This is a genomic window from Streptomyces sp. NPDC001220, assembly GCF_053597895.1.
The window spans coordinates 437,580-463,248 of the sequence record NZ_JBSFJE010000004.1; the positions used below are offsets into that span (position 1 = coordinate 437,580).

24 protein-coding genes are annotated in these 25,669 nt (G+C 68.7%); 11 read left to right on the forward strand and 13 right to left on the reverse strand.

The features are described 5' to 3' along the window. Nucleotides 1–96: 96 nt before the first annotated feature. From ACWDGI_RS12585 to ACWDGI_RS12595, 3 genes are all read right to left on the reverse strand, one after another. Entirely contained in the window at nt 97–762 is a 666-nt protein-coding gene (locus tag ACWDGI_RS12585) for a nitroreductase (protein WP_450758497.1), read from the reverse strand. A gap of 233 nt (nt 763–995) precedes the next feature. Next, nucleotides 996–1,397 carry a winged helix-turn-helix transcriptional regulator gene (locus ACWDGI_RS12590; protein ID WP_450758152.1) on the reverse strand — a complete coding sequence of 134 codons (402 nt, stop codon included), beginning with the start codon at nt 1,395–1,397 and terminating at the stop codon, nt 996–998. A 69-nt stretch (nt 1,398–1,466) separates the two neighbouring features. Beyond that, the gene (locus tag ACWDGI_RS12595) at nt 1,467–2,717 is read right to left on the reverse strand and encodes an ABC transporter permease (protein ID WP_450758154.1); all 1,251 of its coding nucleotides are present in this window, start codon (nt 2,715–2,717) and stop codon (nt 1,467–1,469) included. A 119-nt stretch (nt 2,718–2,836) separates the two neighbouring features. Between ACWDGI_RS12595 and ACWDGI_RS12600 the strand changes: the two genes are divergently transcribed. Continuing rightward, the gene (locus tag ACWDGI_RS12600; protein WP_450758156.1) at nt 2,837–3,439 is read left to right on the forward strand and encodes a TetR/AcrR family transcriptional regulator; all 603 of its coding nucleotides are present in this window, start codon (nt 2,837–2,839) and stop codon (nt 3,437–3,439) included. A gap of 293 nt (nt 3,440–3,732) precedes the next feature. Here ACWDGI_RS12600 and ACWDGI_RS12605 read toward each other — a convergent pair whose 3' ends face one another. The 3 genes from ACWDGI_RS12605 to ACWDGI_RS12615 all read right to left on the reverse strand — a co-directional run bounded on the left by ACWDGI_RS12605 (nt 3,733) and on the right by ACWDGI_RS12615 (nt 6,364). After that, nucleotides 3,733–3,903 carry a hypothetical protein gene (locus ACWDGI_RS12605; RefSeq protein ID WP_450758158.1) on the reverse strand — a complete coding sequence of 57 codons (171 nt, stop codon included), beginning with the start codon at nt 3,901–3,903 and terminating at the stop codon, nt 3,733–3,735. A gap of 280 nt (nt 3,904–4,183) precedes the next feature. Then, on the reverse strand, nt 4,184–4,354 hold the full coding sequence (locus ACWDGI_RS12610; protein ID WP_450758160.1) for a hypothetical protein: 171 nt from the start codon (nt 4,352–4,354) through the stop codon (nt 4,184–4,186). Nucleotides 4,355–4,663: 309 nt separating this feature from the next. Then, complete coding sequence (locus ACWDGI_RS12615) at nt 4,664–6,364, reverse strand: L-aspartate oxidase (protein WP_450758499.1); 1,701 nt, start codon at nt 6,362–6,364, stop codon at nt 4,664–4,666. Nucleotides 6,365–6,801: 437 nt separating this feature from the next. Between ACWDGI_RS12615 and ACWDGI_RS12620 the strand changes: the two genes are divergently transcribed. Beyond that, complete coding sequence (locus ACWDGI_RS12620; RefSeq protein WP_450758162.1) at nt 6,802–7,338, forward strand: DUF1003 domain-containing protein; 537 nt, start codon at nt 6,802–6,804, stop codon at nt 7,336–7,338. A gap of 149 nt (nt 7,339–7,487) precedes the next feature. Here ACWDGI_RS12620 and ACWDGI_RS12625 read toward each other — a convergent pair whose 3' ends face one another. Further along, a complete protein-coding gene (locus ACWDGI_RS12625) occupies nt 7,488–7,985 on the reverse strand; it encodes an Ohr family peroxiredoxin (RefSeq protein ID WP_450758164.1) in 498 nt (165 codons plus the stop codon). A gap of 457 nt (nt 7,986–8,442) precedes the next feature. On the opposite strand from ACWDGI_RS12625, the gene ACWDGI_RS12630 reads away from it, so the two are divergent. Next, on the forward strand, nt 8,443–9,171 hold the full coding sequence (locus ACWDGI_RS12630; protein WP_450758166.1) for an SDR family oxidoreductase: 729 nt from the start codon (nt 8,443–8,445) through the stop codon (nt 9,169–9,171). Between the two features lie 421 nt (nt 9,172–9,592). Here ACWDGI_RS12630 and ACWDGI_RS12635 read toward each other — a convergent pair whose 3' ends face one another. Next, complete coding sequence (locus ACWDGI_RS12635; RefSeq protein WP_450758168.1) at nt 9,593–10,003, reverse strand: cupin domain-containing protein; 411 nt, start codon at nt 10,001–10,003, stop codon at nt 9,593–9,595. Nucleotides 10,004–10,188: 185 nt separating this feature from the next. After that, nucleotides 10,189–10,662, reverse strand: a complete 474-nt coding sequence (locus tag ACWDGI_RS12640) for a carboxymuconolactone decarboxylase family protein (RefSeq protein ID WP_450758170.1) — start codon at nt 10,660–10,662, stop codon at nt 10,189–10,191. A gap of 265 nt (nt 10,663–10,927) precedes the next feature. On the opposite strand from ACWDGI_RS12640, the gene aceE reads away from it, so the two are divergent. Both aceE and ACWDGI_RS12650 read left to right on the forward strand, forming a co-directional pair. After that, nucleotides 10,928–13,621 (forward strand): pyruvate dehydrogenase (acetyl-transferring), homodimeric type, encoded by a 2,694-nt coding sequence (aceE, locus tag ACWDGI_RS12645; protein ID WP_450758172.1) that lies wholly within the window; start codon nt 10,928–10,930, stop codon nt 13,619–13,621. Nucleotides 13,622–13,755: 134 nt separating this feature from the next. Continuing rightward, nucleotides 13,756–14,241, forward strand: a complete 486-nt coding sequence (locus tag ACWDGI_RS12650) for a MarR family winged helix-turn-helix transcriptional regulator (RefSeq protein WP_450758174.1) — start codon at nt 13,756–13,758, stop codon at nt 14,239–14,241. A 117-nt stretch (nt 14,242–14,358) separates the two neighbouring features. Here the strand turns inward: ACWDGI_RS12650 and ACWDGI_RS12655 are convergent, their stop codons facing one another. Continuing rightward, nucleotides 14,359–14,700: a DUF5133 domain-containing protein gene (locus ACWDGI_RS12655; protein ID WP_450758176.1), complete on the reverse strand. Its 342-nt coding sequence runs from the start codon at nt 14,698–14,700 to the stop codon at nt 14,359–14,361. Between the two features lie 645 nt (nt 14,701–15,345). Here ACWDGI_RS12655 and ACWDGI_RS12660 point away from each other — a divergent pair. Then, nucleotides 15,346–16,272, forward strand: a complete 927-nt coding sequence (locus tag ACWDGI_RS12660; protein ID WP_450758178.1) for an RNA polymerase subunit sigma — start codon at nt 15,346–15,348, stop codon at nt 16,270–16,272. Between the two features lie 66 nt (nt 16,273–16,338). Here ACWDGI_RS12660 and ACWDGI_RS12665 read toward each other — a convergent pair whose 3' ends face one another. Both ACWDGI_RS12665 and ACWDGI_RS12670 read right to left on the reverse strand, forming a co-directional pair. Beyond that, nucleotides 16,339–17,007, reverse strand: a complete 669-nt coding sequence (locus tag ACWDGI_RS12665; protein WP_450758180.1) for a nitroreductase — start codon at nt 17,005–17,007, stop codon at nt 16,339–16,341. Between the two features lie 222 nt (nt 17,008–17,229). Continuing rightward, on the reverse strand, nt 17,230–17,724 hold the full coding sequence (locus tag ACWDGI_RS12670; RefSeq protein ID WP_450758182.1) for a MarR family winged helix-turn-helix transcriptional regulator: 495 nt from the start codon (nt 17,722–17,724) through the stop codon (nt 17,230–17,232). Nucleotides 17,725–18,122: 398 nt separating this feature from the next. On the opposite strand from ACWDGI_RS12670, the gene ACWDGI_RS12675 reads away from it, so the two are divergent. Both ACWDGI_RS12675 and ACWDGI_RS12680 read left to right on the forward strand, forming a co-directional pair. After that, nucleotides 18,123–18,503 carry an SsgA family sporulation/cell division regulator gene (locus tag ACWDGI_RS12675; RefSeq protein WP_450758184.1) on the forward strand — a complete coding sequence of 127 codons (381 nt, stop codon included), beginning with the start codon at nt 18,123–18,125 and terminating at the stop codon, nt 18,501–18,503. Nucleotides 18,504–19,296: 793 nt separating this feature from the next. Continuing rightward, nucleotides 19,297–22,029, forward strand: a complete 2,733-nt coding sequence (locus ACWDGI_RS12680; protein WP_450758186.1) for an ATP-binding protein — start codon at nt 19,297–19,299, stop codon at nt 22,027–22,029. A gap of 46 nt (nt 22,030–22,075) precedes the next feature. Here the strand turns inward: ACWDGI_RS12680 and ACWDGI_RS12685 are convergent, their stop codons facing one another. Further along, a complete protein-coding gene (locus ACWDGI_RS12685) occupies nt 22,076–23,263 on the reverse strand; it encodes a hypothetical protein (RefSeq protein ID WP_450758188.1) in 1,188 nt (395 codons plus the stop codon). A 467-nt stretch (nt 23,264–23,730) separates the two neighbouring features. On the opposite strand from ACWDGI_RS12685, the gene ACWDGI_RS12690 reads away from it, so the two are divergent. The 3 genes from ACWDGI_RS12690 to ACWDGI_RS12700 all read left to right on the forward strand — a co-directional run bounded on the left by ACWDGI_RS12690 (nt 23,731) and on the right by ACWDGI_RS12700 (nt 25,615). Further along, nucleotides 23,731–24,306: a CGNR zinc finger domain-containing protein gene (locus ACWDGI_RS12690; protein WP_450758190.1), complete on the forward strand. Its 576-nt coding sequence runs from the start codon at nt 23,731–23,733 to the stop codon at nt 24,304–24,306. Nucleotides 24,307–24,411: 105 nt separating this feature from the next. Then, on the forward strand, nt 24,412–24,837 hold the full coding sequence (locus ACWDGI_RS12695; protein WP_450758192.1) for a hypothetical protein: 426 nt from the start codon (nt 24,412–24,414) through the stop codon (nt 24,835–24,837). Between the two features lie 235 nt (nt 24,838–25,072). Continuing rightward, nucleotides 25,073–25,615 (forward strand): AAA family ATPase, encoded by a 543-nt coding sequence (locus ACWDGI_RS12700; protein ID WP_450758194.1) that lies wholly within the window; start codon nt 25,073–25,075, stop codon nt 25,613–25,615. Nucleotides 25,616–25,669 lie beyond the last annotated feature (54 nt).

Here is a 25,669-nt window from a genome sequence, read left to right on the forward strand (position 1 = left end):
CGCGATGAGCCGAGTTGCCGGGGGTGACGAGGCGGCGGGTGGGTTCGAGGACCGCTTCGGGGATGCCCCGAACGGCGTTCCCACGGGTGCCGCCGACTATTCATCGACAAAGGTGACCATCTCGTCGAGCGGTGCTCGGCCGGTACGGATGTAGGGCACCGTGGTGTCCTCGAATCCGATCGACATGCCGCAGAAGAGGATGAGGTCGGCCGGAGGCGACAGGACCTCCGCGACGGTCTTGCGGTAGACCGACCACGCCATCTGCGGGCAGCTGTGCAGGCCTTCGGTGCGGAGCAGCAGCATCACGGTCTGCAGATACATGCCCACGTCGGACCACTGGGGCCGGCCCAGGCCTCGGTCGACGTAGCAGAACAGGGCGGCGGGCGCGCCGAAGCATTGCCAGTTCGCGGAAGCGGCCCTCTGGCGCGCCTCCCAGTCCTCGTGCGCGATACCTAGTGCGCTGTAGCGCTCCGCCCCGAAGGCGGACCGGCGCTCGCGGTACGGGGACTTCAGTGTCGCCGGGTACATCTCGTATTCCCGCTCGTCCCAGGGATCGCACGCGGTCACGCGCTCGCCGGCGAGCTCCTTGAGTTCGGCCAGCGGTCGGCCGGTCAGCACGTAGACGTGCCAGGGCTGGAGGTTGGACCCGGACGGCGCCCAAGCCGCAGCGGAGAGCACCCGCTCCAGTACCCCTCTCGGGACGGGCCGGTCGGTGAACCCGCGTACGGCTCGTCGGCTCGTGACCGCCTCGTAGACATCCAAGTTCACCGATCTCCCTCGTCTGCTCTACGTGCCCCCCGTCGGCCACAAGACCATCAGATGGAACCTTATGCGCAAAATACCCCAGATTGCAGTGATACCGGTTCCTGCCCTCTGCGGTCGGCCCCGCGGAAGCGTCCGCACCGTGAGAAGTGGCGCAGGGGTCGTGGTGAGGCACGACGTCATGACGGAGCCGCCGACCACCCAGCGGTGTTCCGGCCCCGGCGAACGGGAAGTCAGCGCTCTGGTGCGGCCGGTTGATCGGATGCCGGTGAGTCGCCTGCCGGGAGGTGGTCTTCCGCCCACAGGAACAGAATGGCCAGCGGGATGAGGAAGGCGGTGCCGTGCGGAGAGAGTGCGTAACGGGTTCGCGATGACAACTCGGGCCGGACCTCCTGGGCGACCAGGCCGATCGCGGTCAGCTCCTGGAGCCGCCGGGTGAGCATGCGGCTGCTGATGCCGGGGACGCGCTCGCGAATCCGTGCGAAGTCGGACGGACCTTTGGCCAGAGCCATGAGGATCAGGCCGTTCCAGCGTCTGCTGAGCAGGGTGAAGGCCCGAGCGATGGCCGAAGAGTCATCGCCCGACTGCTCAGGTGCGGTCCGGGGGATCGGCTGAGGGTGCTGTGGGGCAGGCATGGTGGGTATCCGTACTGTGCCGAAGTTGCTGGCGGTCAGGGCCTGATTGCGCACATCAAGCGTTCGGTGTCAGTCGTCGCCGTCATGGCGGCGGGCGTGGGCGTGCGCGTGACGTCGAAGCGGCACGGCGGTGCCGGACCCGGGCAAGGCCGGGAGCAACTCACCGGAAGCCGGCGCCGCGGTCTTCGTGCCGCGGGGTTCCCTGATGACCCAGTGGCCGCACATGACTGCTGTGAGCCCGCACAGGCTCCACAGGGCGAGGACGGCGAGGTGGCCGGCGTCGGCGTTGCCGTCGAAGTACGTGGTGTCGCGAAGCAGACTGGCTCCGGCGCCCGGGGGCAGCCACTGGCCTACGGAGGCCACGCCCTTGGGCAGCATCTCCGGAGCGGAGGTGGCGCCGGAGAAGGCGTTTCCGACGAAGACCATGAGCGCGGCGCTGAGCCCGAGGCCCGCCGGTCCGAGAAGTCGGATCACGCCGGCGGCGGTGGCGCTGATGGAGAGCAGGTCGAGCGACAGGATCGCCCACGTGGCCACGTGATGGTGGGGCAGCGCCCCGAGGAAACCCTGGGCCACGAGATAGACACCGAGAGCCGCCACGGCGCATGCGACGAGAAGTGTCAGCACTCGGTGCCGCGGGCGGGCCAGGCCGCGAGCCATCGTGACGAACGCCCCGATCAGGATGCCGCAGATCGTGAGCGGGAAGACCGATGAGCTGAACACCACGCCCCGGGGGTCCTCCGTGGCGACGGGCACCACGTCGATCGCCTTCGCGAGGACCTTCACCGACGAATCGGCACCGGCGGCTCCCTGCGGGGCGGCCTTCCGCCGGTCAGCACCCTGCTGGGCGGCCGTCTGCTTGTGGGCCTTCGCCGGGGAATGCGCACCGTCGGCCTTCTGCTCGGCGGCCTTCTGCTCGGCGGCCTTCTGCCGGGCGGCAAGCTGCTGGGTGGCCTTGTCGGCCAACTTCTGTCCGACATCGGTCAGAAGCTGGGCCACGGAGGGGCTGGCGGCGGTGGCCTTCAGCACCGTGATGCCGTGGCCGGAGACGGCGAAGGCGCCGTAGGCGTCCCGGTTCCTGATCGCCGACCGCGCGGCCTGCTGGTCGGGATAGAGGTGGAAGTCGAACGCGCCGGGCATCTCCTGGGTCAGCCCCTCCACCGCGCGCTGGCCGGCCGGACCCGTGCCCACGATCCCGACCGGTACGTCGCGCGGCGAGATCCGCCCCGCCGGCCAGGCGAACGCCATCACCGCCAGGGTGATCACTATGGGCAGCACTACGGCGGCGATGACTACTTCCCGCCATGCCTGGTGTCGTGACAAGGGGTTCCGCACAGCCTGGCCTCACAAAAAAGAATGATCGTTTTTCTTGAGTCCTCAGTGTGGCCTTTCCGTCGATGTACGTCAACACGAATGTTCGTTTTCTTTGCTAGGCTGGCCTCATGCCCAAGGTCACCCAGCAGCACATGGACGCCCGTCGCGCGCAGATCCTGGACGCGGCGCGCCGCTGTTTCCTCCGTGACGGGTTCCACTCCACGTCCATGCAGGACCTGTTCGCGGAGGCGGGACTGTCCGCGGGCGCGGTGTACCGGCACTTCACCAGCAAGGACGAGATGATCCTCGCGATCGCCGAGGAGAACATGCGTGACGTCCTCGACAACACGCTCGCCATCGCCACGGACCGGCAGGGCCAATCCATCGGGGCGGTCCTCGCGGAACTGCTCGACGTGATTCGGGCCAAGTCCGTCGAGGAGGACGTGGCCGGCCTCGCGGTTCTGGTCTGGGGAGAGGCCATGCGCAACCGCTCGCTGGCGCGCAGGCTCGACCATCTCATGGGCCGCATACGCGAGAATCTGGCCACCTTGGTCCGTGACCACCAGGAAAGCGGTGGCCTGCCCGCGAACGCGACGGCCGAGGGGATCGCATCAACGATGCTCTCCATCCTCCCCGGCTACATCCTGCAAGTGGCTCTGCTCGATCAGGCCGCTGTGGCCGAGGTGCCTGACGCGGTGCGGGCGTTGTGGCCGGAGGCCGCTGAGCGCTGAGCGCTCTCGCCACCCACGGGGCTGCCGCGCCGGCACCGTCGCCGTCGGCGTGGGGGAGGGCGAAGCCCCACCTGGCGGCCGTACCGGAGTAGCGGCCCCGCAGCAGCTCGCCCCGTCGGCCGCCGGCCGGATCGCTCTCGCCCGGCGAGTACCGGGCGGGGGCGAGGAACATCGCGCGGTCCGGACCGTAGGGGGCGCTGCCGGGCGCCGAGCCGACAGCGCAGCGGTGTGTTCTCGTGGCGTGCCCGGTCTTGGTGGTCACCGCCGCCACCAAGACCGGGCGGTCGCTCGGATCAGCTGGTGCGGGCCGCGGTGGTGATGAGGTCGGCCACGGCGCCGGGATGGGAGACCGGAGAGAGGTGCGAGGAGTCGATCTCCTGCACCTCGGCGTGTGCTCCGACGCTCGCCGTGGCCAGGACGGTGAGTGACGTGCGGGTGTGTCGGTAGAGAGAACGATGGTTCATTAAAGGCCCTTTCGAGGCATGCGTTGAATTTCCGCCGTTTCCGGAAGGCCGGATCGGCAAGGGTTGCGACAGCGCGCGCAGGTCATGGCAGGGCGGACCCTGGGAGGGAGATGTCCCGGGTCTGCCGGAAACGGGCGCGGCCACGGATCGACCCGGATCAGTGAGCTCTGGGAGAGCCGCCGTTTCAGGGTGCGGACAGCTTGTGCTCAGGTTGTGTGAGCCACCCGGGCGGCACGGCCGGTCGGCGCCGAGTCCGGACATCCGCGGTCCGCTCGGCTGTTCAACGGGACGGAGGCTGCCGCAGAGCGGCGGTGATGGCCTTCATCTGCTCGTCGAGCGCCACGAGTTCTTCGCGAAGCGCGTTGATACGCGTCTGGAGTTCGGCGGCTTCGGCGGTCAGCGCCACGACTGTGGCCGCCAGGCCGATGCCGTTCTCCCTGGCTTGCGTCATCGTGCGTCCTTCTGCTGATTACGCCGGACGGCGTCTCGCGGCCTGTGCGCCCTGCGCCTGGTCCAGTCGCACGGCACGGATGTCGAGAGTCACCTTCACCTCGTCGCTGATCAGAACTCCGCCCGTGGCCAGGACCCTGTTGCCGTCAAGCCCACAGGGGCCACTCGCGCGGCCCACCGCTGCTGCCCGAGCCATTCGGTGTTGGGCGAGGCCGCGCGCAGCCGTGACGAGTTCCTGGTCGGCGCCGAATGAATTTCGATCTGCAACAATCCAGAAGGGCCGGGCTGTTCACCCGCTCGCGACACGGCGTTATTCGACGAGCTTCCCATCGGTCGAGACCTCTCCCATCAGAGAGGAGATCTCGTCGGGGATGGCGGGAATACTCTCGCGGGTGATACCGGCCGTGGGCGACCACACGAGGTTGACCTGCTGAGCGGGGTCCAGGTGGGGGTAGTCGCTGCGGTTGTGGCAGCCGCGGGTCTCGCGACGCTCGAGTGCTGCCTCGAGGGTGGCCCGGGCCGACAGTGCCGCGGACTTGAGATCAAAGGCGTGCGCGAGATCCTGGAAGCCGGCGATGTCCGGATGCACGCCGACGTCCTCCATCCTCTTCTCGATCGCCGTGAGTTCCGCGAGCCCGGTGCGCAGGCCCTGCTCGTCACGTACGACTCCGGCGTGCTCCGTCATGGTGTTGCGGATGGCGCGCTGCAGGGCGCGGACGTTCTCCGGTCCGTCGGCCACCAGCAGATCGTCGATCTCCGCACGAGCCTGTGCGACAGCCGACGCGGACCGCGGCTGGGCGGTCAGGGACTGCGAGTAGGCGGCGGCCGCCCGGCCCGTGATGCGGCCGAAGACCAGCAGTTCGATGAGACTGTTCCCGCCGAGGCGGTTGGCGCCGTGCAGGCCGCTCGACGCCTCACCGATGGCGTACAGACCGCGCACGTCGGTGCTGTGGTCCTCGTGCCGTACCCACACCCCACCCATCGAATAGTGCGCGGTGGGCGCGATCTCGATGGGATCGCGGGTGATGTCCAGCATCTGCAGATCGAGCAGGGTCTGGTAGACACGGGGGAGACGCGTCATGATCGTCTGCCGTGGCAGATGGGAGACGTCGAGCCACACTCCGCCCTTGGGCGTCCCCCGCCCTTCCTTGATCTCCGTGTAGGAGGCGAGGGCCACGCGGTCGCGGGTCGACAACTCCATGCGCGCAGGGTCGTAGCGGTTCATGAACCGCTCGCCGAGCGCGTTGCGCAGGATGCCGCCCTCACCGCGCGCGGCCTCGCTGACGAGGGTGCCGGCCGCGTTCTCGGGCTCGATGATCCCGGAGGGATGGAACTGCACCAGTTCGGGGTCGCGCAGCCGGGCGCCGGCCTCCACGGCCAGGCGGAACGAATCGCCTGTGTTCTCGTCGCGCCTGGAGGACGTTCGCCGCCAGATGCGGGTGTGACCGCCGGCGGCAAGGACGACGGCGTCCGCGTGGATCAGATACCGCGTTCCATGGGTGAGATCGAAGCCGTAGGCACCGAAGACGGCGCCGTCGTGGACCAGAAGCCGGGTGATGTAGACACCGTCGAGCACCGGAACGTTCAGCTGGTCCGCGCGCCGGATGAGCGTGCGCTGGATCTCCAGACCGGTGTAGTCGCCGGCGAACGCCGTCCGCCGGAACTTGTGCGCGCCGAAGAAACGCTGGGAGATCCGGCCGTCCTCCTCACGGGCGAAGGCCATGCCGTAGCGTTCCAGGTCGCCGATGCCCCGGGCGGCGCCCTGGGCGACTATCTCCACGGTGCGGGGATCGGCGAGCAGATAACTCTCCTTGAGCGTGTCCGCTGCGTGCTGCTGCCAGCTGTCCTCGGGATCCATGGTGCCGAGGGCCGCGTTGATTCCTCCGGCGGCGAGCGCCGTATGCGCGTCCTCCTTGGGGCGCTTGCCGACCGCGAGGACGTCGACACCGGCCTCGGCCAGTTCGATCGCCGCTCGAAGCCCGGCACCGCCGGTTCCGATCACCAGCACCATGGTGGAAATGCGTTGTTCGCTGATGGCCACGCCCTGCTCCGATCGCCGAGGGATTGTCACTCAGTACGACCGGGATGTTCCGCAATCTGTGACACCTTTCGTGTTCCTGCCCGTCGGCGAGCCACCGCGCCCGTGCTCCCGCGGTGCCTCACCCCGGCGCCGACCTGGGCGGGTCGGGCGCCGGCCGTCACAACCTCGTGGGCTTCATGGTCATATCTCCAGTCGACCACCGCCTCGGCGAGCCGGCCGACCACTGATCATCTCCGTCGGGCAAAGGAGCCGAAGATGCCGTACGTCATTGCACAGCCCCGCACCGACGCCGTTCGATGACGCTTGCCTCAGCCTGCTTGCCTCCGTCGGCGGTTCGGAGCGGGCAGGCTGCGAGGCCCTGGGCGGCTGGTGGCGACGGCGTCGCCGGTGAGGAAACGAGGCACCAAGTGGGAACGACCCTTCACTCCGGAGGCCGGGCCTTCCGGCCGAGCTCCGCTTCCGGCGCTGCTCAAGGCCTCGACCTCCGCCTGCGCCACGAGCGGCTGGCGTTCGCCAGGATGCGCACGTCGCAGGACCGGTGCGCAGACGCGATCACTGCCTTCGCGGGCACGATGGGCTTCGTGTACGTCCATGCCGTCTGGTTCGCGGTGTGGATCGCCCTCAACCTCAGGCTGTTCGGCTCCGTCGCGGTCTTCGACCCCTACCCGTTCGGGCTGCTCACGATGATCGTGAGCCTGGAGGCCATCTTCCTGTCGACATTCGTCATGGTGAGCCAGAATCGGCAGGCCGCACGTGAGAACGTCCGGGCCGACCTGGATTTCGAGACCAGTCTTCGCGCCGAGGTCTGGACGGTGCACATAGGCAAGGCGCTCGGCCTGAATCCGCAGGAGATCGAGCTTCATGTCCAGGAGATCGTCCGGCAGAGCAGGATCGCGATGGAACCGGGGTCCGGGGTTGCGCCGGTGGCCCCGGACGCGCTGTGAGGGCGGACCCACGACGGCTGAGGCTCGGTCTGGCCGGTGCGCGCGACAGGCCGGCTGGTCTCCCCTCTCCGTAGCCGTGGTGTGCCGGCACGACGCACACGACGGCTACGGAAACGACGTGCGGCTGGACAGTCAGCCTTCCCCGCCGGCTAGGAGGTCAGCCTGATGCTGGTGGGTGTGCCCCGCTGGGCCATCTTCGTGTAGGGGCACAGTGAATCGGCCTTCTCCACGAGCGGGGCGGCGACGGCAAGATCGATGTCCGGCCACCTGACCTCGAGGTCGACGTGCAACAAGTAGCCGCCGTCTTCCGGGTCCCGCCCGAACGCCACGGTCGCCACCACGGAGATCGCCGCGGGGTCGAGCGCGGCCTGCCGTGCGACCAGACTCAGCGCCCCGTGAAAACAGGCGGCCATGCCGGCGGCGAACAACTGCTCGGGATTCGTCCCCTGGCCGTCTCCTCCCAACTCCGCGGGCATGCGCAGGTTGAGATCCAGGACTCCGTCGCCCGAGCGTGCCCTTCCCGAGGCCCGCCCGTGACTCACCATCCCCCCGCTCACCGTCACGGCCGTGGTGTAGATCGGGGCGAAGGTCTCGCCGTCGAAGTCCTTGTCGGTGGACAGATCGGGCAACCCGGTCCGCTCGTTCATGGCATGACTCCGTCAGCGGCGCAGTGCACGGCCGGGCGCTGAGCCGAGATCGACGCGGGCAAGATCGCGTCCGTCGGCCTGTTCACGTCACGTGGCCTCTGCGCGTCGAGCCGCCATGCGATACCGGACTCCGGGCCGTGGGCAGAGCCCCACGGACCGGTAGTGTCATATGCCATATTTGGTGCACCTTCGCGTATGGAGGGTTTCCAGATCCGGACAGTCAGTTGACAGACACGTCCCCACTGTTGTGACAGCCGGTGGTGTGCGGCTCGCTCGGCGATTGCCTCAGCCCTGGCCATGCGAACAGACCACTACGGTCGTCGCCCGTCCTCGCCCCGGATGAGTGCGCGAACCTGCCCTCGGCGGTCGGGCGGCATGTGGCCGGGCCAAACCCGTATCGCCCACTTATAGTGGCTTATAACTCACTTCAGGCGTACTAGCGACGAAAGGTCACGTCATGAAGTTCGCAGTCATCGGCGGTACCGGGCTCATCGGGTCGCAGGTCGTCAGGAACCTGATCGCCGCCGGGCACGAGGCGGTACCGCACTCGAAGTCCACCGGCGTCGACGTCCTCAGCGGCCAGGGGGTGGACGAGGCGCTGGCCGGATCCGACGTCGTCGTCAACCTGACGAACTCCCCGACCTTCGACGACGCCTCCCCGGCCTTCTTCCAGACCTCGATGGACAACCTTGTGGCCGCGGCCCACAGAGCCGGCGTCGGCCACTTCGTGGTGCTCTCGATCGTCGGCGTGGACCAGGTGCCGGAGCTGGACTACTACCGGGCCAAGACGCTCCAGGAGCACATCCTCGCGACCGGGCCGGTGCCCTACTCGATCGTCCGGGCGACGCAGTTCATGGAGTTCATGGACGACGTCATCTCCTGGACCTCCGACGCCGACACCGTCCGGCTGCCCGCCACGCCCATCCAGCCCATCGCCGCCGCGGACGTGGCCGCGGCGGTGGCGGAGGTCGCCGCGGGCGCCCCGCTCAACGGTATCCGCGACATCGCCGGCCCCGACGTCTTCACCCTGGACGAGCTGGGGCGGCTCACCCTGTCCCACAAGGGCGACAACCGTACCGTCGTCACCGACCCCACCGCCGGCATGTTCGCCGTGGTCAAGGGCGACGTCCTCACCGACAAGGACGCCCACCTCGCCCCCACCCGCTACACCGAGTGGCTCGCCTGAGGAACTCGCGCACCCACAGGCGAACGACCGTCGCCGGGGCCGGGAGCCGGCGGCGCGCAGAGCAGGGGTTCCGGGGGGTACAGCCCGCGTGCCGCTCCGTATCCGTGGTCGGGTCGGGCGGCGTGCCTGCTGGTCCCGCCCCTGGAGGATGCCACCCGGGACGCAGGGCTGAAGCCGGTCGTGCTGTCACGATGGCGGGGAGCCCGGCGAGTTGGCCGCGTCCGAAGCCCGCAGCACCGCCATGGCCAGGGCCATGGCGGTGCTGCGGTGGAACCGCGGTCCCTGGAGACGGCCGACTCGGCGGCCGCGCCGCCCAAGGCGCGAGAGCATGCCGCGGTGCGCGGACGGCCGGGACCGCGAACAGCGCTGTCGGTGTGCGGTTCACACTCCGCGCTGAACCGGCCGGTGCGCGGGCGGGAGCTCAGTCCGTGGGCCGCGGGGCCCGCAGGTGGGCCCGCTCCTTCAGTTCCTCGTCGTCGACCAGGGTGAGCATCGGCTGGTTCGGCGCGCACATCATGAACACGATGTACTTGGCCGGCGCCTCCGACGAGGCGTTGCCGTTCTGGTAGTGGATCACCTCACCGCCCGGCTCCCAGAACGTCTCACCGGCCTTGATCACGTGCTCCGGCTCGCCCTCGAGCTCCCACCGGACCGCCCCTTCGAGCACATAGCCGAAACACGGCCCCGAGTGGCGGTGCGGAGGAGTCCCGGGGTCACCGGGAGCCCACTCGACGAGAACGGTCATTCCCGAGGCACCCTCGGGAATGAAAGGCGGCTTGACGTCCGCCAGCATCTTGGGTCCGAAGCCGTCCTCTGAGTGCATTTCGTGCATGGTGCTTCACCTCCGTAGACCGGCCCGGAACGGACGATCGAGCGTCGGCGGTTCCGGGCACACGACAACTTGCTTTACAGCGAAGACAGAGCGTGCATCGCATCGTTGACACGCTGTGAGCCTCCTGAAGGCGGGGTGACGCGGACAAGCACTGTCCGCGTCAGGGTGGGCACCCCGCCCCCGGCTCAGCCGAACATCCCGACCTTGTAGCTGCCGGCCGGCTGCTGGGTGATGATGTTGATGCGGTTGTAGGCGTTGATGAGGGCGATGAGGGTCGTCAGCGCGGCGAGCTGGTCCTCGTCGAAGTGCTTGGCGGCGTTCGCCCATGCCTCGTCGGTGACACCACCGGCCGCGTCCGCGACGCGGGTGCCCTGCTCGGCCAGTTCCAGCGCGGCGCGCTCGGCCTCGGTGAAGACCGTCGCCTCCCGCCAGGCGGCGATCAGGTTGAGCCGCACCGAGGACTCCCCGGCGTGGGTGGCCTCCTTGGTGTGCATGTCGGTGCAGAAGCCGCAGCCGTTGATCTGGCTGGCGCGGACCTCCACCAGATGCTGAACGGTGGCCGGCAGCGTCGAGTCGGACAGCGCCTTGCTGGCGGAGAGGAACTGCTTGAGCACCTTGCCCGCGAAGGGATTGCCGTAGTAGTTGAGGCGTGCGTCCATGGGCCCTCCTGGTGAAATTGCTGGTACGCACTACTGACCGGACAGCCCGGCTGGGTGTGACACCGAAGCGCAGCGTGATGCGGGTCTCAGCAGCCATGTCAGGGTCGTACAGCTCCGGCGGCGGGTCGCACCCGGAAGGATCTCGGCAATCTCACACTGTCGAGGACTGTCACAACGGTGGCACGAGGGCGGTCCAAGGTGTTGTGAACGGCTGACTTCACGCCTGCCCGCGCACTCCGACCCACGCTGTGACAGAAAGGCCGCCATGAGTGATCCGTCCCGGCCCACTGAGTCCCCCGCGACGAGCGAGCTCGACCAACTACCCGACCGGGACACCGAGGAGACCGCTGAATGGCAGGCGTCACTCGACGCTGTCGTACGGAACGCCGGGCCGGACCGGGCGGTGTACCTGCTGCGACGAGTGCACGAGCACGCGGTCAGGTCCGGGATCACCCTGCCCGGGCTCCTGTCCTCGGACTACATCAACACGATCCCGGCGTCCGCGCAGCCCGTCTTTCCCGGCGACGTCGCCGTGGAGTCCAGGATCACCGCGGTGAACCGCTGGAACGCGGCGGCGATGGTGACACGCGGCTCCCGTCTGGGGCTCGGCGGCCACATAGCCACCTACGCTTCGGCGGCATGGCTCTACGAGGTCGGGTTCAACCACTTCTTCAACGGCAAGAACAGGGACGGCTCGGGCGATCAGCTGTACGTGCAGGGCCATGCCTCGCCCGGCATCTACGCCCGCGTGTTCCTGGAAGGGCGCCTCGACGAGAAGCAGTTGGACGGTTTCCGACGCGAGGCCGGCGGCCACGGACTGCCGTCGTACCCCCACCCCCGCCGCCTGCCGTGGCTGTGGGAGTTTCCGACCGTCTCCATGGGACTTGGTCCGCTCGCCGCCATCTACCAGGCTCGGTTCAACCGCTACCTGCACGCGCGTGGCATCAAGGACACCTCCGGGTCCCGCGTATGGGCATTCCTCGGGGACGGGGAGACGGACGAGCCCGAAGCGATGGCCGCGTTGGCGCTCGCCGCCCGCGAGGGGCTCGACAACCTCACCTTCGTCATCAACTGCAACCTGCAGCGCCTGGACGGCCCCGTACGGTCGAATTCCAAGATCGTTCAGGAGCTCGAGGGCCGGTTCCGGGGTGCGGGCTGGAACGTCGTGAAGTCCCTCTGGGGCGAGGCTTGGGACGCCGTGCTGCGACAAGACACCACGGGGTCTCTCGTCCACCGCCTGGGCGAGGTGCCCGACGCCCAGATGCAGACGTACGCCGCGCGGGACGCCGCCTACATACGCGGGCATTTCTTCACCGGTGACGCGCTGTCCGGCATCGCCGGCCGGCTCAGTGACGCTCAGCTCACCGATCTGTTCGGGAACTCGCGGGGCGGGCACGAACCGCTCAAGGTCCATGCCGCCTATCGCGCCGCGGTCCAGCACCGTGACGCTCCGACCGTGATCCTCGCCCAGACGGTGAAGGGGCACACCCTGGGCGCGGGCTTCGAATCCCGCAACGCCAACCATCAGATGAAGAAGCTGACCATGGCGCAGTTCCGTGACATGCGGGACCTGCTTGAACTTCCCATTCCCGACAGTGCGTTGAGCGGCGACCTGGTGCCGTACTGGCACCCCGGTGAGAATTCGGAAGAGGTGCAGTACCTGCGTGATCGGCGTACGGCTCTGGGAGGTCCGGCCCCGGTGCGCAAGGTGGTCGCCAAGGCGGTGCAGCAGCCCCCGGCCGCACCCTTCGAGTCCCTGACGAAGGGCTTCGGCGGACAAGAGGTGGCCACCACCATGGCTCTCGTCCGACTGGTCAAGGACCTGATGCGCGTCGAGGAGACGGGGCGGCGCTGGGTGCCGATCATCCCCGACGAGGCCCGTACGTTCGGTATGGAGTCCCTGTTCCCGACAGCCGGCATCTACTCACCGCACGGCCAGACGTACGAACCGGTCGACGCGGACCAGCTGCTCCACTACCGCGAAGCCAGGAACGGCCAGCTCATCGACGAGGGCATCACCGAGGCCGGTTCCATGGCCGAGTTCACCGCTGCGGCAACCTCGTACGCCACACATGGCGAGCCCATGATCCCGTTCTACATGTTCTACGCCATGTTCGGTTTCCAGCGAACCGGCGACCAGTTCTGGGCCCTGGCAGACCAGATGGGGCGCGGATTCGTCATCGGGGCGACGGCCGGCCGTACGACGATGACCGGTGAGGGGCTGCAGCACGCCGACGGACATTCCCACCTGCTGGCATCCGCGAATCCGGCTGCCGTGAGCTACGACCCTGCCTTCGCGTACGAGATCGCGGTGATCGTCAGGGAAGGTCTGCGACGGATGTACGGCGACCGGCCCGAGGACGTCTTCTACTACCTGACGGTCTACAACGAGCCCAAGCCGCAGCCGGCCATGCCAACGGGGCCGGAGGTCGAGGAGGGGATCCTGCGGGGCATGTACCGGTTCCGGCAGGCCGAGCATCGGGGCGCGGGACCGCGGATCCAGTTGCTGGCCTCCGGCACGGCCATCCACTGGGTGCTGGAGGCCCAGGAACTGCTGACGTCCCGGTGGGGAGTCCAGGCGGACGTGTGGTCGGTGACCTCCTGGACGGAGCTGCGCCGGGATGGCATGAGTGCCGACGGGGCGCGGCTTCGGGGTGAGGAGCGCGTTCCGTACGTGACGGCCGCGCTGTCGGGCACTTCAGGGCCCGTTCTGGCGGTCAGCGACTGGATGCGGCAGGTGCCCGACCAGATCAGCCAGTGGGTGGAGCAGGACTACACGTCACTGGGAACGGACGGCTTCGGGCTGTCGGACACCCGTGACGCCGTACGTCGCTATTTCCACGTCGACGCCGAGTCGATCGTCGTTGCCGCCCTGGACCAGATGGCACGGGTGGGCGCAATCGCCCCGGAGACGGTTGTCCGGGCTCGCGAACGCCACGGGCGCCCTGCGAGCGCATGAGGAGTGACCGGGAGCACGGTCACCCGGCGGCTGAAGCGGGTCGGGGAGAACAGCGCGGGTGAGCGCAATCCGGATCCGCTGTTTGTTTCAAACGATACCGTATTGGATGAACAGGTGGCTGGTAGCCTGAAGCGGTGATTGCCGATGCTCCGCACCCCTCGGGCGGCTCGCGTGCGACCGACCGCCCCGGGGACACCTCACCCTTCGCTCTTGGCCTCCTTCTGCGGCGGGCGCACTGGCGGGCGGCCGGGGTGATGACGGAGGCGCTCCGCCCGCTCGGTATCGAGTTGCGGCACTTCGCGGTGCTTCTTGTGCTGGTCGACCGCGGGCCCACGGTGCAGCGCGACCTGGGGGCGGCGACGGGGTCGGACAAGGCGGGGATCATGCGGGTCGTGGACGACCTGGAGCGCATGGGGCTGGCCGTACGCAAGGCGGTTCCGGGGGACCGGCGGGTGAGGGCGGTGGAGATCACGCCTCGCGGTGTCGAGCTTTTCGACGCGGCCCATGTGGCGGCGGAGCCGCTGGCCGAGCACCTGGTCACCGGCCTGGGACCGGCCGAGCGCGAGCAGTTGACGGAGCTGCTGACCCGGTTCGCCCACCCCACGGAGACCGACAGCTGAGCACGCCCACCCCCACGGAGACCGACGCCCAAGCACGCCCACCCGGCCGTGACCCAAAGCGTGGACGGGCTCCGGGCGGTACGTCCCCCACGGGCGACACCGACACCGTGTGATGTCCTATGCCATCGTGTCGCGGACGGGGTCGGTGGCGAGGCCGCGACAGGTCGCCGTGCCCTGCGGCTGCTGTTCCTCCCAGACCTTTGACGGGACCACCGGCGAACCGTCCGTGCCGTCCGGCTCCTGGACACTGTTCCGGCTGACCCGGGCCATGAGCAGCGTGTCCGCGGCCGCTATCGCCTCGTGCACGTTCCGGGTTCCCATCGTGATGCACAGCGTGTAACTCACGTCCTCAAGCTCACGTGCACCTTCCCGCTCCTCGCTCTCGGCGAGCGCGATCCGCAGGGACGCGTACCGGGTCAGCAGCGTTCGGACGACCTTCGGATCCGGGACAATGAGCACAGCCAGGCCCTCTCTTTCGATGTTCGAGTCACACTCGCACCACCAACGACACGCTGGGCGACAGCAGCGTTCGGGCGCCTTCGTGGGCCACACCGCTGCCGCGAGTGAAGACCGGATGCCCCCGACTTCTGTGACGAGGTCGGCTCCAACGCTTCGTCGCCGCGCCCGTGTTGCACCCTCCTGGCCCGACTCGTCCATCTGGCGTCGAAAAACCGAGGGCGGCCTCTCCGGCGCCGAGGACGTCGGCGAACTGTTGTCGCCGGCAACAGCGATGGCCAGGCTCTACCCGCAACTGAGCTTCGACGAGGTGTCGTTCCACCCTGGTTGAGGCCCCGACCCGAATCCCGCCCGAGGCGGAGGAGAAGCCGGATGCCTGGATCGCGCACTCGTAGCGGGCGCAGGCGGGATGGGCTGATGTCACACGACGCGTGCATGCCCGGTCAAAGGATTGAGCCGAGGAACGAAGGAGGTGTGTCGTGTGCGAGGACTCGGACACGGACTGCCGGAGTCCCTCTGCCACAGGTGGGGGCTCCATGCCGGCACCCTGCCATCGGCACGCGGAAGTCTCTGACGCCCTCGTGAAGGTTGACGGGATCAGTGTGTGCGGCCGTGCAGTGCCGTGCCTTATGAGGGGGAGGATGTCGTATGGACCACGCTGACTCGGTGCCGGTCGCGGAGCTGCTCGATGAGCGTCGGCATCTGCTGGAAGTCACCTACTGGATGTTGGGCAGCTCCGGTGAGGCGGAGAGCGTCGTCGGTGAGACCTACCGTCGGTGGTACGGGCTGTCCGAGGTGGAGCGTGGGGAGATCTCAACGCCCCGATACTGGCTCGCGAAGACCGCGGGCGGGATCTGTCTGGCCCTGCTCGCTCACCCTCGCCGAGGTGCGAGCGGTGAGACCAACCGGACAGGGGAGCAGCACACCGGGCCGGGAGACGCCGAGGGAGCTCAGGAGGGCCTGGCGAAGGAGGTCAGCCGGGTTCTGCTGAACGCGCTGGACTCGCTGTCGCCGGCCGAGCGGGCGGCGTTCGTGCTCAATGACGTCTTCGGGATGGCCTCCGGCACGGTGGCCGACATCGTGGGACGCCCGGAGTCCGAGTGCGTGGAGCTCGCCGACCGTGCCCGGCACAGCATTCGGATGCAACGCTCACGCTCCACCCCACCGGACGAGCACGATCTCCTCGCCCGCACCGTCCGCCAGGCCTGCGTGAACGAGGATGTGGAACTCCTCGAGTCGTTGCTGTGTCCGGACGCCACGGCGTTCTTCGACGGCGGCGGCAAGGTCCGTGCGCTCAGCAGGCCCGTGCACGGCAGCCGTCAGGTCGCTCACAGCCTGCTGGTACTCCTGGCCCGGCACCCCCGCACCACTTTGACCACCCAGTCCGTCAACGGGCGTACCGGCCTCATCGCCCGCTACGACCGCCAGGTCGCCGCCGTCATCAGCCTCGACATATGCGAACACCATGTCGCGCAGGTCTGGGTTGTCCTCAATCCCGACAAGCTGCGCTCCTGGAACCAGCTCCCCACCCAGGGCGACCCCGGCTCGCACGGACGGCCACCGGGACGACCCTGAACACGTCCATGCAGGTCCGGGGCTTGATGGAGCCGAACCGCATGTTGCAGGCGTGGAGCCGAGGTGTCAGTAACCCTCGACGAACGTCACCGTCTCCTCGATCGGCGCCCGGCCGATTCGGGGCTGGCTCGCCGCGATGTCCTCGTGCCCGATCGACATGCCGCAGAAGAGGAGGAGCTCGTCCGGGGGCGACAGGACCTCCGCGACGGTCTTGTGGAACTTGGCCCAGGCCATCTGCGTGCAACTGTGCAGCCCTTCGGCGCGGAGCAGCAGCATGACGGACTGCAGGTACATGCCCACGTCGGACCACTGGGGCCGGCCCATGCGGCGGTCGATGTAGCAGAACAGTGCGGCGGGTGCCCCGAAGCAGTCCCAGTTCGCGGCGGCGGCCCTCTGCCGCGCCTCCAGGTCCGCCCGCGGAATGCCGAGTGCCCCGTAGCGCTGCTCGCCGAAGGCGGATCGGCGCTCCTGGTAGGGGTTCTTGAGCACCGGGGGGTACTGCTCGTACTCCGGCTCGTCCCAGGGGTCGCCCGCGGCTATGCGCTCACCGGCGCGCTTCTTGAGCTCGGCCAGCGGCCGGCCGGTCAGCACGTAGGCGTGCCACGGTTGGAGGTTCGATCCGGACGGCGCCCACGCCGCGGCGGACAGCACCCGCTCCAGCACCTCCCGCGGGACCTGCTGGTCGGTGAATTCCCGTACAGCACGCCGACTCGCGACCGCTTCGTAGACATCCATGATCACCTGCACCCCTTTTCCGTCCGGTACATCTGCAACCGTCGCGCTGTAGACGGTATCAGGCAATACTATCTCGGGCGAGTGGAACGGTGTACGGAGAAGGGTTTACGGCCCCAAGGGTGGTTCGGTCCCCGACGGCGATGACGCCCCCGACTGCGCTGCTCGTGGCAGGGCCGGCGGGTGGGCGTGCTTGGGTGTCGGTCTCCGTGGGGGTGGGCGTGCTCAGGTGTCGGTCTCCGTGGGGTGGGCGAACCGGGTCAGCAGCTGCGTCAACTGCTCGCGCTCGGCCGGTCCCAGGCCGGTGACCAGGTGCTCGGCCAGCGGCTCCGCCGCCACATGGGCCGCGTCGAATAGCTCGACACCGCGAGGCGTGATCTCCACCGCCCTCACCCGCCGGTCCCCCGGAACCGCCTTGCGTACGGCCAGCCCCATGCGCTCCAGGTCGTCCACGACCCGCATGATCCCCGCCTTGTCCGACCCCGTCGCCGCCCCCAGGTCGCGCTGCACCGTGGGCCCGCGGTCGACCAGGACAAGAAGCACCGCGAAGTGCCGCAACTCGATGCCGAGCGGGCGGAGCGCCTCCGTCATCACCCCGGCCGCCCGCCAGTGCGCCCGCCGCAGAAGGAGGGCGAGCGCGAAGGGTGAGGTGTCCCCGGGGCGGTCGGTCGCACGCGAGCCGGTCGAAGGGGTGGCTCGGTGGGGAATGTGGGTGGTCACGACGTCACATTACAGCCATATGTACATTCGAGACGGTTTCACTTGAAACTGAGTGTGCACACCCACAGGAGGGGGCCCGTCGGACCCGACCTGGCCCGTCCGTCGACGGTCACTTGACTGATGCATCAGGTCCCAGCCGGTCCCAGGCTCGTAATACCCCGATCTGCCAGAGCAGGTGAGGACCTTCCGAACCAGCCGGCGGCCCGTTCGCGGGTCTGTAGACGCCGACCGCCTACCGGTAGTCGTCGTGGCGGGAAGACGAGAGAGGACGAATCATGAGTGGGAAGGTCTTTGGCACCGATGAGGAGCCAGGGTGTGCTCACGAAGATCGCAGACGCCGGCAACAAGGTGGCGCAGAGTGGCACGTCCGACCAGACCCGGTGACATGTCGGACGGTCGTGGCGCTTCTTGAAGAGGACGTGCCACTGTCGGTCACAACAGATTTCCGATACGACAGCGCAGAGCCTTATTCGATCGTCATGGCATTCAATGCAGGTACCGATCTGGTCATCGAGTGGGAGCTCGGTCGCGAGCTGCTGGCTTCCGGCCGGCGGCGGCTCTCCGGGTTCGGTGACATTCAGATCTGGCCCGCTGAAATCCGCGGTCACGAGTTGGTCTACATGTCGTTCCGGTCGGGATGGGAAACTTTTGCCGTAGCCGCATCGGCGGTAGTGATCGACGAATTCCTGGACCGCACCTTCGAGGTTGTGCCCCTTGGCGGGGAAAGAAGTTTTCTGGGTATCGAATGTCTGGTCAGCCAGTTCTCGGGCGAAATGTGACATATTCGAGCTTGATCGATTAATGCCCGGCGATGCGAAGGGTTGATCAGCTGGGGGCGCCGCTCCGGGCCGAGTGCTGGTCCGCCGGCCCATGAGCGGTCATTCCCACGGATCGGCCGGAACCGTCGGCAGGCGGTGACGCGAATTCGTCGGCGGAAGGCCAGGTACAGGGCTTCTCACCGATGTCTTTTCGATGTCTTTTCGACCTCGGGTCGAATCAGCTGTTTCAGCGTGGCCATTGATCGGAACGGCATCGGCGTCCGCACAGCACAAGGGTCCCGTGCAACGCCGGCGCATCCGGTCCTCGCGACCGCGCCCATCTGGTCGCCAGCTCCCGGGGGACGACATCGGAGCGAGGCCGCCCGGACGGCAACCCGTCGCGAACCCGCCCCGTCGCGAACCTGCTCCGCAGAGTCGCGGTCCGCCCGGAATCGGCAGAGGCTCGCCGTTGGCTGTGTTGTTACGAGAGTCGTTCGACTGATGGTTGACCCCCACCCGGCAAGGGGGGAGGTCGCACCCCATGAGTAGCATGATGGCCGGAACGACGCCTCGATGGAGAGAAGCTTCACGTGCTGTGCCCCATGCCTGCTGTGCCGATGAGCGAACGTGCGGCGCTGCTCGAGCATCCCGTCGTCACGGTCGACGGAAGCACCGCACGCGGACACCGCCGGACGGCAGAGGGCTTTGTCGTCGTACGAGGCCCTCAGGTCCCCAGGCTCACGGTCACCGCGGGCGTACGTGTCGGTACGGGGCTGCTGGGGACCCCGCAGAAGGCGGGATCTGTGCGGGTTCGATGATCGGGCGGGACAAGGAGCTGCGCACTTTGCGCGGCCTGCTCGCGGACGCTGCGGCTGGGCACGGCAGCGCGCTGCTGGTCCACGGTGCTGCGGGCGTCGGGAAGTCGGCCCTGTTGCGCGCGGTCGGAGCCGAGGCCGTCGAAAGCGGCTTCAAAGTGCTGCGGACATCTGGGGTGGAGCCCGAGCGGTGGCTGCCGTTCGCCGCGCTGCAGATGCTGCTGCAACCGGTGGCTCCTGGCATGAAAGACCTGCCGGCTCCGCACCGGCTGGCGCTGAGCGGAGCCTTCAGCGCCAGGGACACCGAGCCCGAGATATACCGGGTCGGACTGGCCGTACTCGAACTGCTCGCCGACGCGGCCAACCGGCAGCCGCTCCTGCTGCTGGTCGACGACCTGCAGTGGATCGACTCCTCCAGCCGGGACGTGCTCAAGTTCGTTTCCCGACGCACCCGCGACCACGCCGTACAGGTGATCGCGGCCGCCCGGGTCCAGTACTCCGAATCGTACGTACTCCTGGACCTCCCCCTGGAGCCGCTCGGCAGACCGGCCGCCGCCGAACTGCTCGATGCCGGCGCGCCCGATCTGCCGGCGTCCTTGCGCACCCTCATCCTGGAGCGTGCCGCGGGGAATCCGCTGGCCCTGGTGGAGCTGCCCAAAGCCGTGCAGGGCGTGCCCCCGCAGATGGACGACCTGCCGCTGACCCAACGGCTGGAGGACGCGTTCTCCGCGCGTACCGAGGCGGTGAGCCATGCGTGTCGCACGTTGCTCCTGGTCCTTGCCGCCGAGCCGGCCGCGCCCCTCAACCTGCTGCTCGACGTGGCGAGTCGCCTCCGTCGTTCGGCGGTCTCCGTCGACGCCGTGCAGGAGGCGGTAGACGCGGATCTGGTCACGCTGGTCGGCTACAGCGCGGAGTTCCGCCATCCGCTGATGCGAACGGCGATCTACACCCACGCTACGCTCGCCGATCGGCTGGCCACTCACCGTGCCCTCGCCTCGGTGATGGACGACACCCCCGAGCGCCAACTCGCTCACGAGGCAGCGGCCACCATCGGACCGGACGAGGAGCTGGCCGCCCGGCTCGAGCGGTTCGCCGATGCGTCGCAGGCGCGAGGGAAGGTGGCGGCTGCCGTCCCGGCGCTGCGTCAGGCGGCCGACCTCGTCCTCGACGCACAGCGCCGAACCGGCATCCTGGTCCGGGCGGCCGAGCTGTCCAGCGAGATCAACCACCGCGCCGGCGTCCAGATGCTGCTGGACCGCACCGACATGAGTGCGCTGGGGCGGGTCGAGCGGGCTCGCCTCATGGTGGTGTCCGACAACTGCGCGATCGAACCGGACGCGCCGCAGCGACGGATCCAGGACATGGTCACCGCGGCGGCCGGAGCGTTCGACGCGGGAGCCGGAGACGTCGCGGAGAACCTGTTGTGGCGAGCCAGCGCACGATGCTTCTTCCAGGACGGCGACGCGCAGGTGCGTGCCGAGGCCGCAGCGGAACTGGATCGATGGAATCCTGACCCGGATGCCCCCCACGTGCTGGCGGTGCGGGCGTACACCGAGCCGTACCGGCACGGAGCCGACGTGATCGCGCGGCTCGACGGAATCAGAGCAGACCCTGAAGACGGCCGGATCCTGCATTTCCTCGGTAGCGGTGCCATGGTCATCGGCGACATCAGCCGCGCCGTTCAGTACCTTGCGCCGGCCGCCGCGGCGTGGCGGTCGCAGGGCCGGCTGGGGCTGCTCGCCCGTTCCCTGGCCACCAGCTGGCCACAGGTGTACCTCGGTCGGCTCGAGCGGGCTCGCGAGGAGTCCGCCGAGGGGCTCGCCCTGGCCGAGGAGACCGAGGAGTGGATCGTCTGGCTGGGACTGAAGGCGACGGCCGGCCTGGTGGCAGCACTGCGCGGAGAAACCGGGCAAGCAGCGCTGATGATCCGCGAACTGCGCATGCACAGACTGTTCCCGGGCATGCCGTTCGTCACCGTGATGGCGCAGCAGACCGACGGCCTGCTCGCTCTCTTCGACGGCCGGGCCGCGGAGGCGTACGACGTTCTCTCACGCGCGTTCGATCCCGCCGACCCGCACTACCACTCGGTGAGCCGCTGGCTGCTCGCCCCGGACCTGGCGGACGCCGCGGTCGCCGCGGGCACCGTGCAGGAGGCCCGGGAGCTGCTGGCCGACCTTCCGGAGCTGGCCGGTCAGCTGCCTTCGGAAATGATGGTGGTGGCTCACGCCTACACCGACGCGGTGCTGGCACCGGACGACACCGCGGAGGAGCGCTACGCCGCGGCCCTCACCGCACTGCCGGCCGACTGGACGCTGTCGCGGGCCCGGCTGCATCTGCACCAGGGCCGCTGGTTGCGCCGCCAACGCCGCAACGTGGACGCTCGGCAGCCGCTTCGACTCGCCCGCGACGAGTTCGACCGGGTCGGCGCGCAGCCCTGGGCCGAGATGGCGCGCGAGCAGCTGCGGGCCACCGGCGAGTCGACCGGTCGACGGCGCGCGAACACCGGTGAGCAGTTGTCCGCCCAGGAAATGCAGATAGCCGTGCTGGCGTCACAGGGCCTGAGCAACCGGGAGATCGGGCAGCGCCTGTTCATCTCGCACCGCACCGTCGGAGCGCACCTGTACCGCATCTATCCACGTCTGGGCATCACCGGCCGGGGCAAGCTCGCCGCCGCACTGGCCGCACTTCACGAGGGACATCCCACGTTCGACATCTTCGACACCCCGGAGTGACCTTCCGACTCGGAGGGCCGGTGCGGCCGGCCTCGTCGAGCCGCGGTCAGGCAGAGCTTTCCACGGCCGTGGCGGACGCCTTCCCTGGCGCGGTGACCGTCGGGTGCCATGCGGTGCCGTCGCCTGGCGCGGTGTGTCCTTGGTCGGTGCCGGCCCGGTGGGCCGTGGGTGCGCCGTCGGCTGTCGCCCGGTGTGGTGCGGAGCGGTCATCGGCGGACTGGTGCGGGGCCGGGGCGGTCTGGGGCTGGGGCGGCGTGGGGGCCGGCGGTCGTTGTTCGGTGGTGCGGAAGGCCAGCAGGACCGCGGAACCCGCCGCCCAGAGGATGAGTGTCGCCAGTGGTGCGAGGACGTGGGAGCCCTGGAAGTAGCTGAGGTCGGCGATGGCGCGCACCGCGGCGCCGGGCGGCAGCAGCTCGGACAGGGTCCGGGCGCCGCCGGGCAGGAGGTTGGTGCCGATGGTCGCGCCACTGGTGGAGTTCCCGACGGTCAGCAGCAGCAGGGTCGCGAGGGGGATACCTAGGGGGCCGATGTAGGTGGCCAGCATCTTCGTGGTGAACGCGGCGGCGGCTGCCAGCAGGGCCAGGACGAAGGCGAGAGGGAGATACGACGCGGGGATGGCGCCGAGAATGGGGCCGGCGATGGCGGCTGCGACAAGGCCTGACGCTGCGGCGAAGCCGGCCAGCAGGGTGAACCGGTGCCGCAGGTGAAGCAGGTTGCTGAGACCCACGACGTTCTGAGCGAGGGCGAAGCCGGAGAGGGTCACCCCGAAGGAGACGTAGAACCCGGCCAGCCCGCGGGCGTCGTACCGGTCCAGCGGAACGATGTCGGAGACGCTGAGGTGCTGGTCGGCGCCGTGTGCGTACGCGGTGACGAGTTTGGTGACCGCGGTGGTCGTCGACAGGCCGTTCGCGCTCGCGACGTCGAGTTTCAGGTCCTTGCCGTGCGGGCCGGCGCCGACCACGGCCACGACGTCGTGGTGGCGCAGCGCGTCACGTGCCTCGGTGATGGAGTCGGCATGCCGGGTCTCGATCGAGTCGCCCAGGGCGTTCTGGAGCTTGTCCGCAAGCTGGGGGCCCGTGACCGCCACGGGGATCCGGTGGGGCTGGGGGTCGCGCATGAGCCCGACGTAGCAGCTGACGAATGCCGAGACGATGACCAGGCCGATCAGGAACGGCTGCAGCCAGACGCGGACCGGAGGCCGTGACCTGCGATGGGGGTGGGGCTGGGAATGCACTCCGGGTTTCTCCATGACTGGTGGGTGATCGACGGCCTTGGGACCGTTCGGGTCTGCCCCCCGTCCCCCCGGACCGCTGCCGTACGAGACGGGACACGCCGAACGGCCACTGCGGGGAGAGCGGCTCACGAGCGATGCCACAGGGGGGAGGGCACTGCGCCTTGAGATCCCATGAGACGTAAGCGTATGCCTTTTGGTTATGTCGAACAAGGCGGGCCCTTATGGCTCATTTCACCCTCGGTGGCGACGTCCGGGGGGCGGGCAAGGAGGGCCCTGGCGGTGGGTGCCGATGCGACGGTCGGCTGCTGCGCGGCCCGGCCGAGCGGAGCCGGCCGGAGGGGGAGTTGCATCCCTGAGGGGGAGTTACACTCATAGAAAGTAATAAGTGAATAGGCTATGAGTACGTTGCTGTAGCCGTCACCGAAAGAGGTCCGTGAATGTCCTGGACCGCGACAGACCGATACGGCATGGAGCCCGCCCCCGGTGGGCTGGCCTTCGTGCAGGACCTGCTCAACACCCGGTCCGCCGGCAAGCCCCGGAAGCCCGACCTTCTGCAGACCGCTGAAGACGCCCGCACGTGGCTTGACCAGGCACTGAAGAGCTGGAGCGGCGCGACCGGGCGACCCGCCCCCGATATCGAACTGACAGCCGAAGACGTGCAGCGTCTTCACGACTTCAGGCAGGACCTGCGCCAGAGCCTGCACGGCCGGCTCGGCGACCCGGCGGAGGACCCCGGCCCGGCGGCTTCACTGATCACCCTGCCCACCGCGCTGCGGCTCGACGAGCACGGCGCCATCCACGCCGTACCCCGCGGCACAGGATGGCGGCAGGTGGCGTCACTCGCCCTCATCGAGGTCTTCCAGGCGCAACTCACCGATACCCTCCGCCGCCTGAAGTCCTGCCGCAACGCACGCTGCGTGACAGCCTTCTACGACCGCTCCCGCAACAACAGCGGCGTCTGGCACGACGTCCACGTCTGCGGAAACGCGGCCAACCTGCGCAACTCCCGTGCGCGCAAGAGGGCCGGCGCCGACCACGTCTGACTCCCCGGCGTCACACCGTCGGCACGGAAACCCAGTCGCCAGCCTTCAGTGCCTACGGCAGGATCACGCGGATCGACCATGCGCAGGGAGAGCGGGGAGAGCCGAATGATCGCCGTCACCCAGGGAACGAAGGTCACCTCGCCGTGCGTGACCTGTGGCGGCGAGCTCGTCCGCGACGTCGGTCAGTTCATCGACAGGGGACAGCTGCGCTGGAGCGTCGAAGGCCAGTGCCGAGCTTGCCCCGACGCGTGGTGCGAGACGGGCACAGACCCGACTCCCGAAGAGATCAGACAGGCACTGCTGGCCGAGCACGGCGCCGCTCGGCTTCGCCTGGTGGCCAAGGACACCAGTATCGTCCCCGTCCTGCGAGCCCTGCGCGAGAGGAGCCACCTGTCACCGGGCGACGCCCGGCTGGCAGCCGCCGAGCTGTGTGGAGCCGGACTGGTCGGCACGTACGTGGAAATGGCGCTCCTGGCGGACCGACTTCGCCACCGGTCCGTCGCCACGATCCTCGTTCCAACGCCCACCTGACCGCCCGGCAAGCTGCTCGGCCGGTTGACGGGCGGCATGGGGGAACCGGTGGCAGTCGGTCAAAGCCCTGTGTCACTGGACAACAGCTCTCAACGGTGTGACTGAGCCGCCCAGTTGGTTGTGGCCATGCTTCCGTGACGATCACGGCTGGGGCGAGCCCGTGGTGGACATGGGCTTTCGGTGAACGACGGGAGCTTGCCTTCGGTGCTTGCGGTGCTCGACGTACGATGCCGAGATGTACGCGGACCGCCCCCGGAGTGCTGGTCACGCCCTCCTGATCAACGGCACGGTCGGTGTGGGCAAGACAACCGTTGCCGAGGCGGTGGGCGATCTTCTCGCCGACGCCGGGGTCTCTCATGCCGTGCTCGACCTCGACTGGCTGAGCAATTCGTGGCCCGCACCACCGGGTGACCGGTTCAACTTCGGCATGCTGCTGCGGAACCTGCGGAGCGTCGCCGGACACTACCTCGACGCGGGAGTGAAGTGCCTCGTACTCGCCGGCGTGATCGAGGAACAGGGTGAGCGGAAGCAACTGGCCGATGCCGTGGGCGTTGATCTCACGGTGTGCCGGCTCCGGGCCGAACTGCCGGTCATCCACCAGCGCCTGGCCCGCCGCCACGACGGCGAGCCGGAAACCCTGCAGTGGCACCTGAATCGGTCCGGCGAACTGGACGGAATTCTCAGCCGGGCTGGAGTCGACGACTTCACCGTCGATGCCGGTGCGGGTTCCGTCACCGACGTCGCCGCATCCGTGATCAAGATGACCGGCTGGCCGTGACCACCGGATGGCAGGACCGTTCCGCGAGGGGAACCACCGTCATGAAGACGGAGA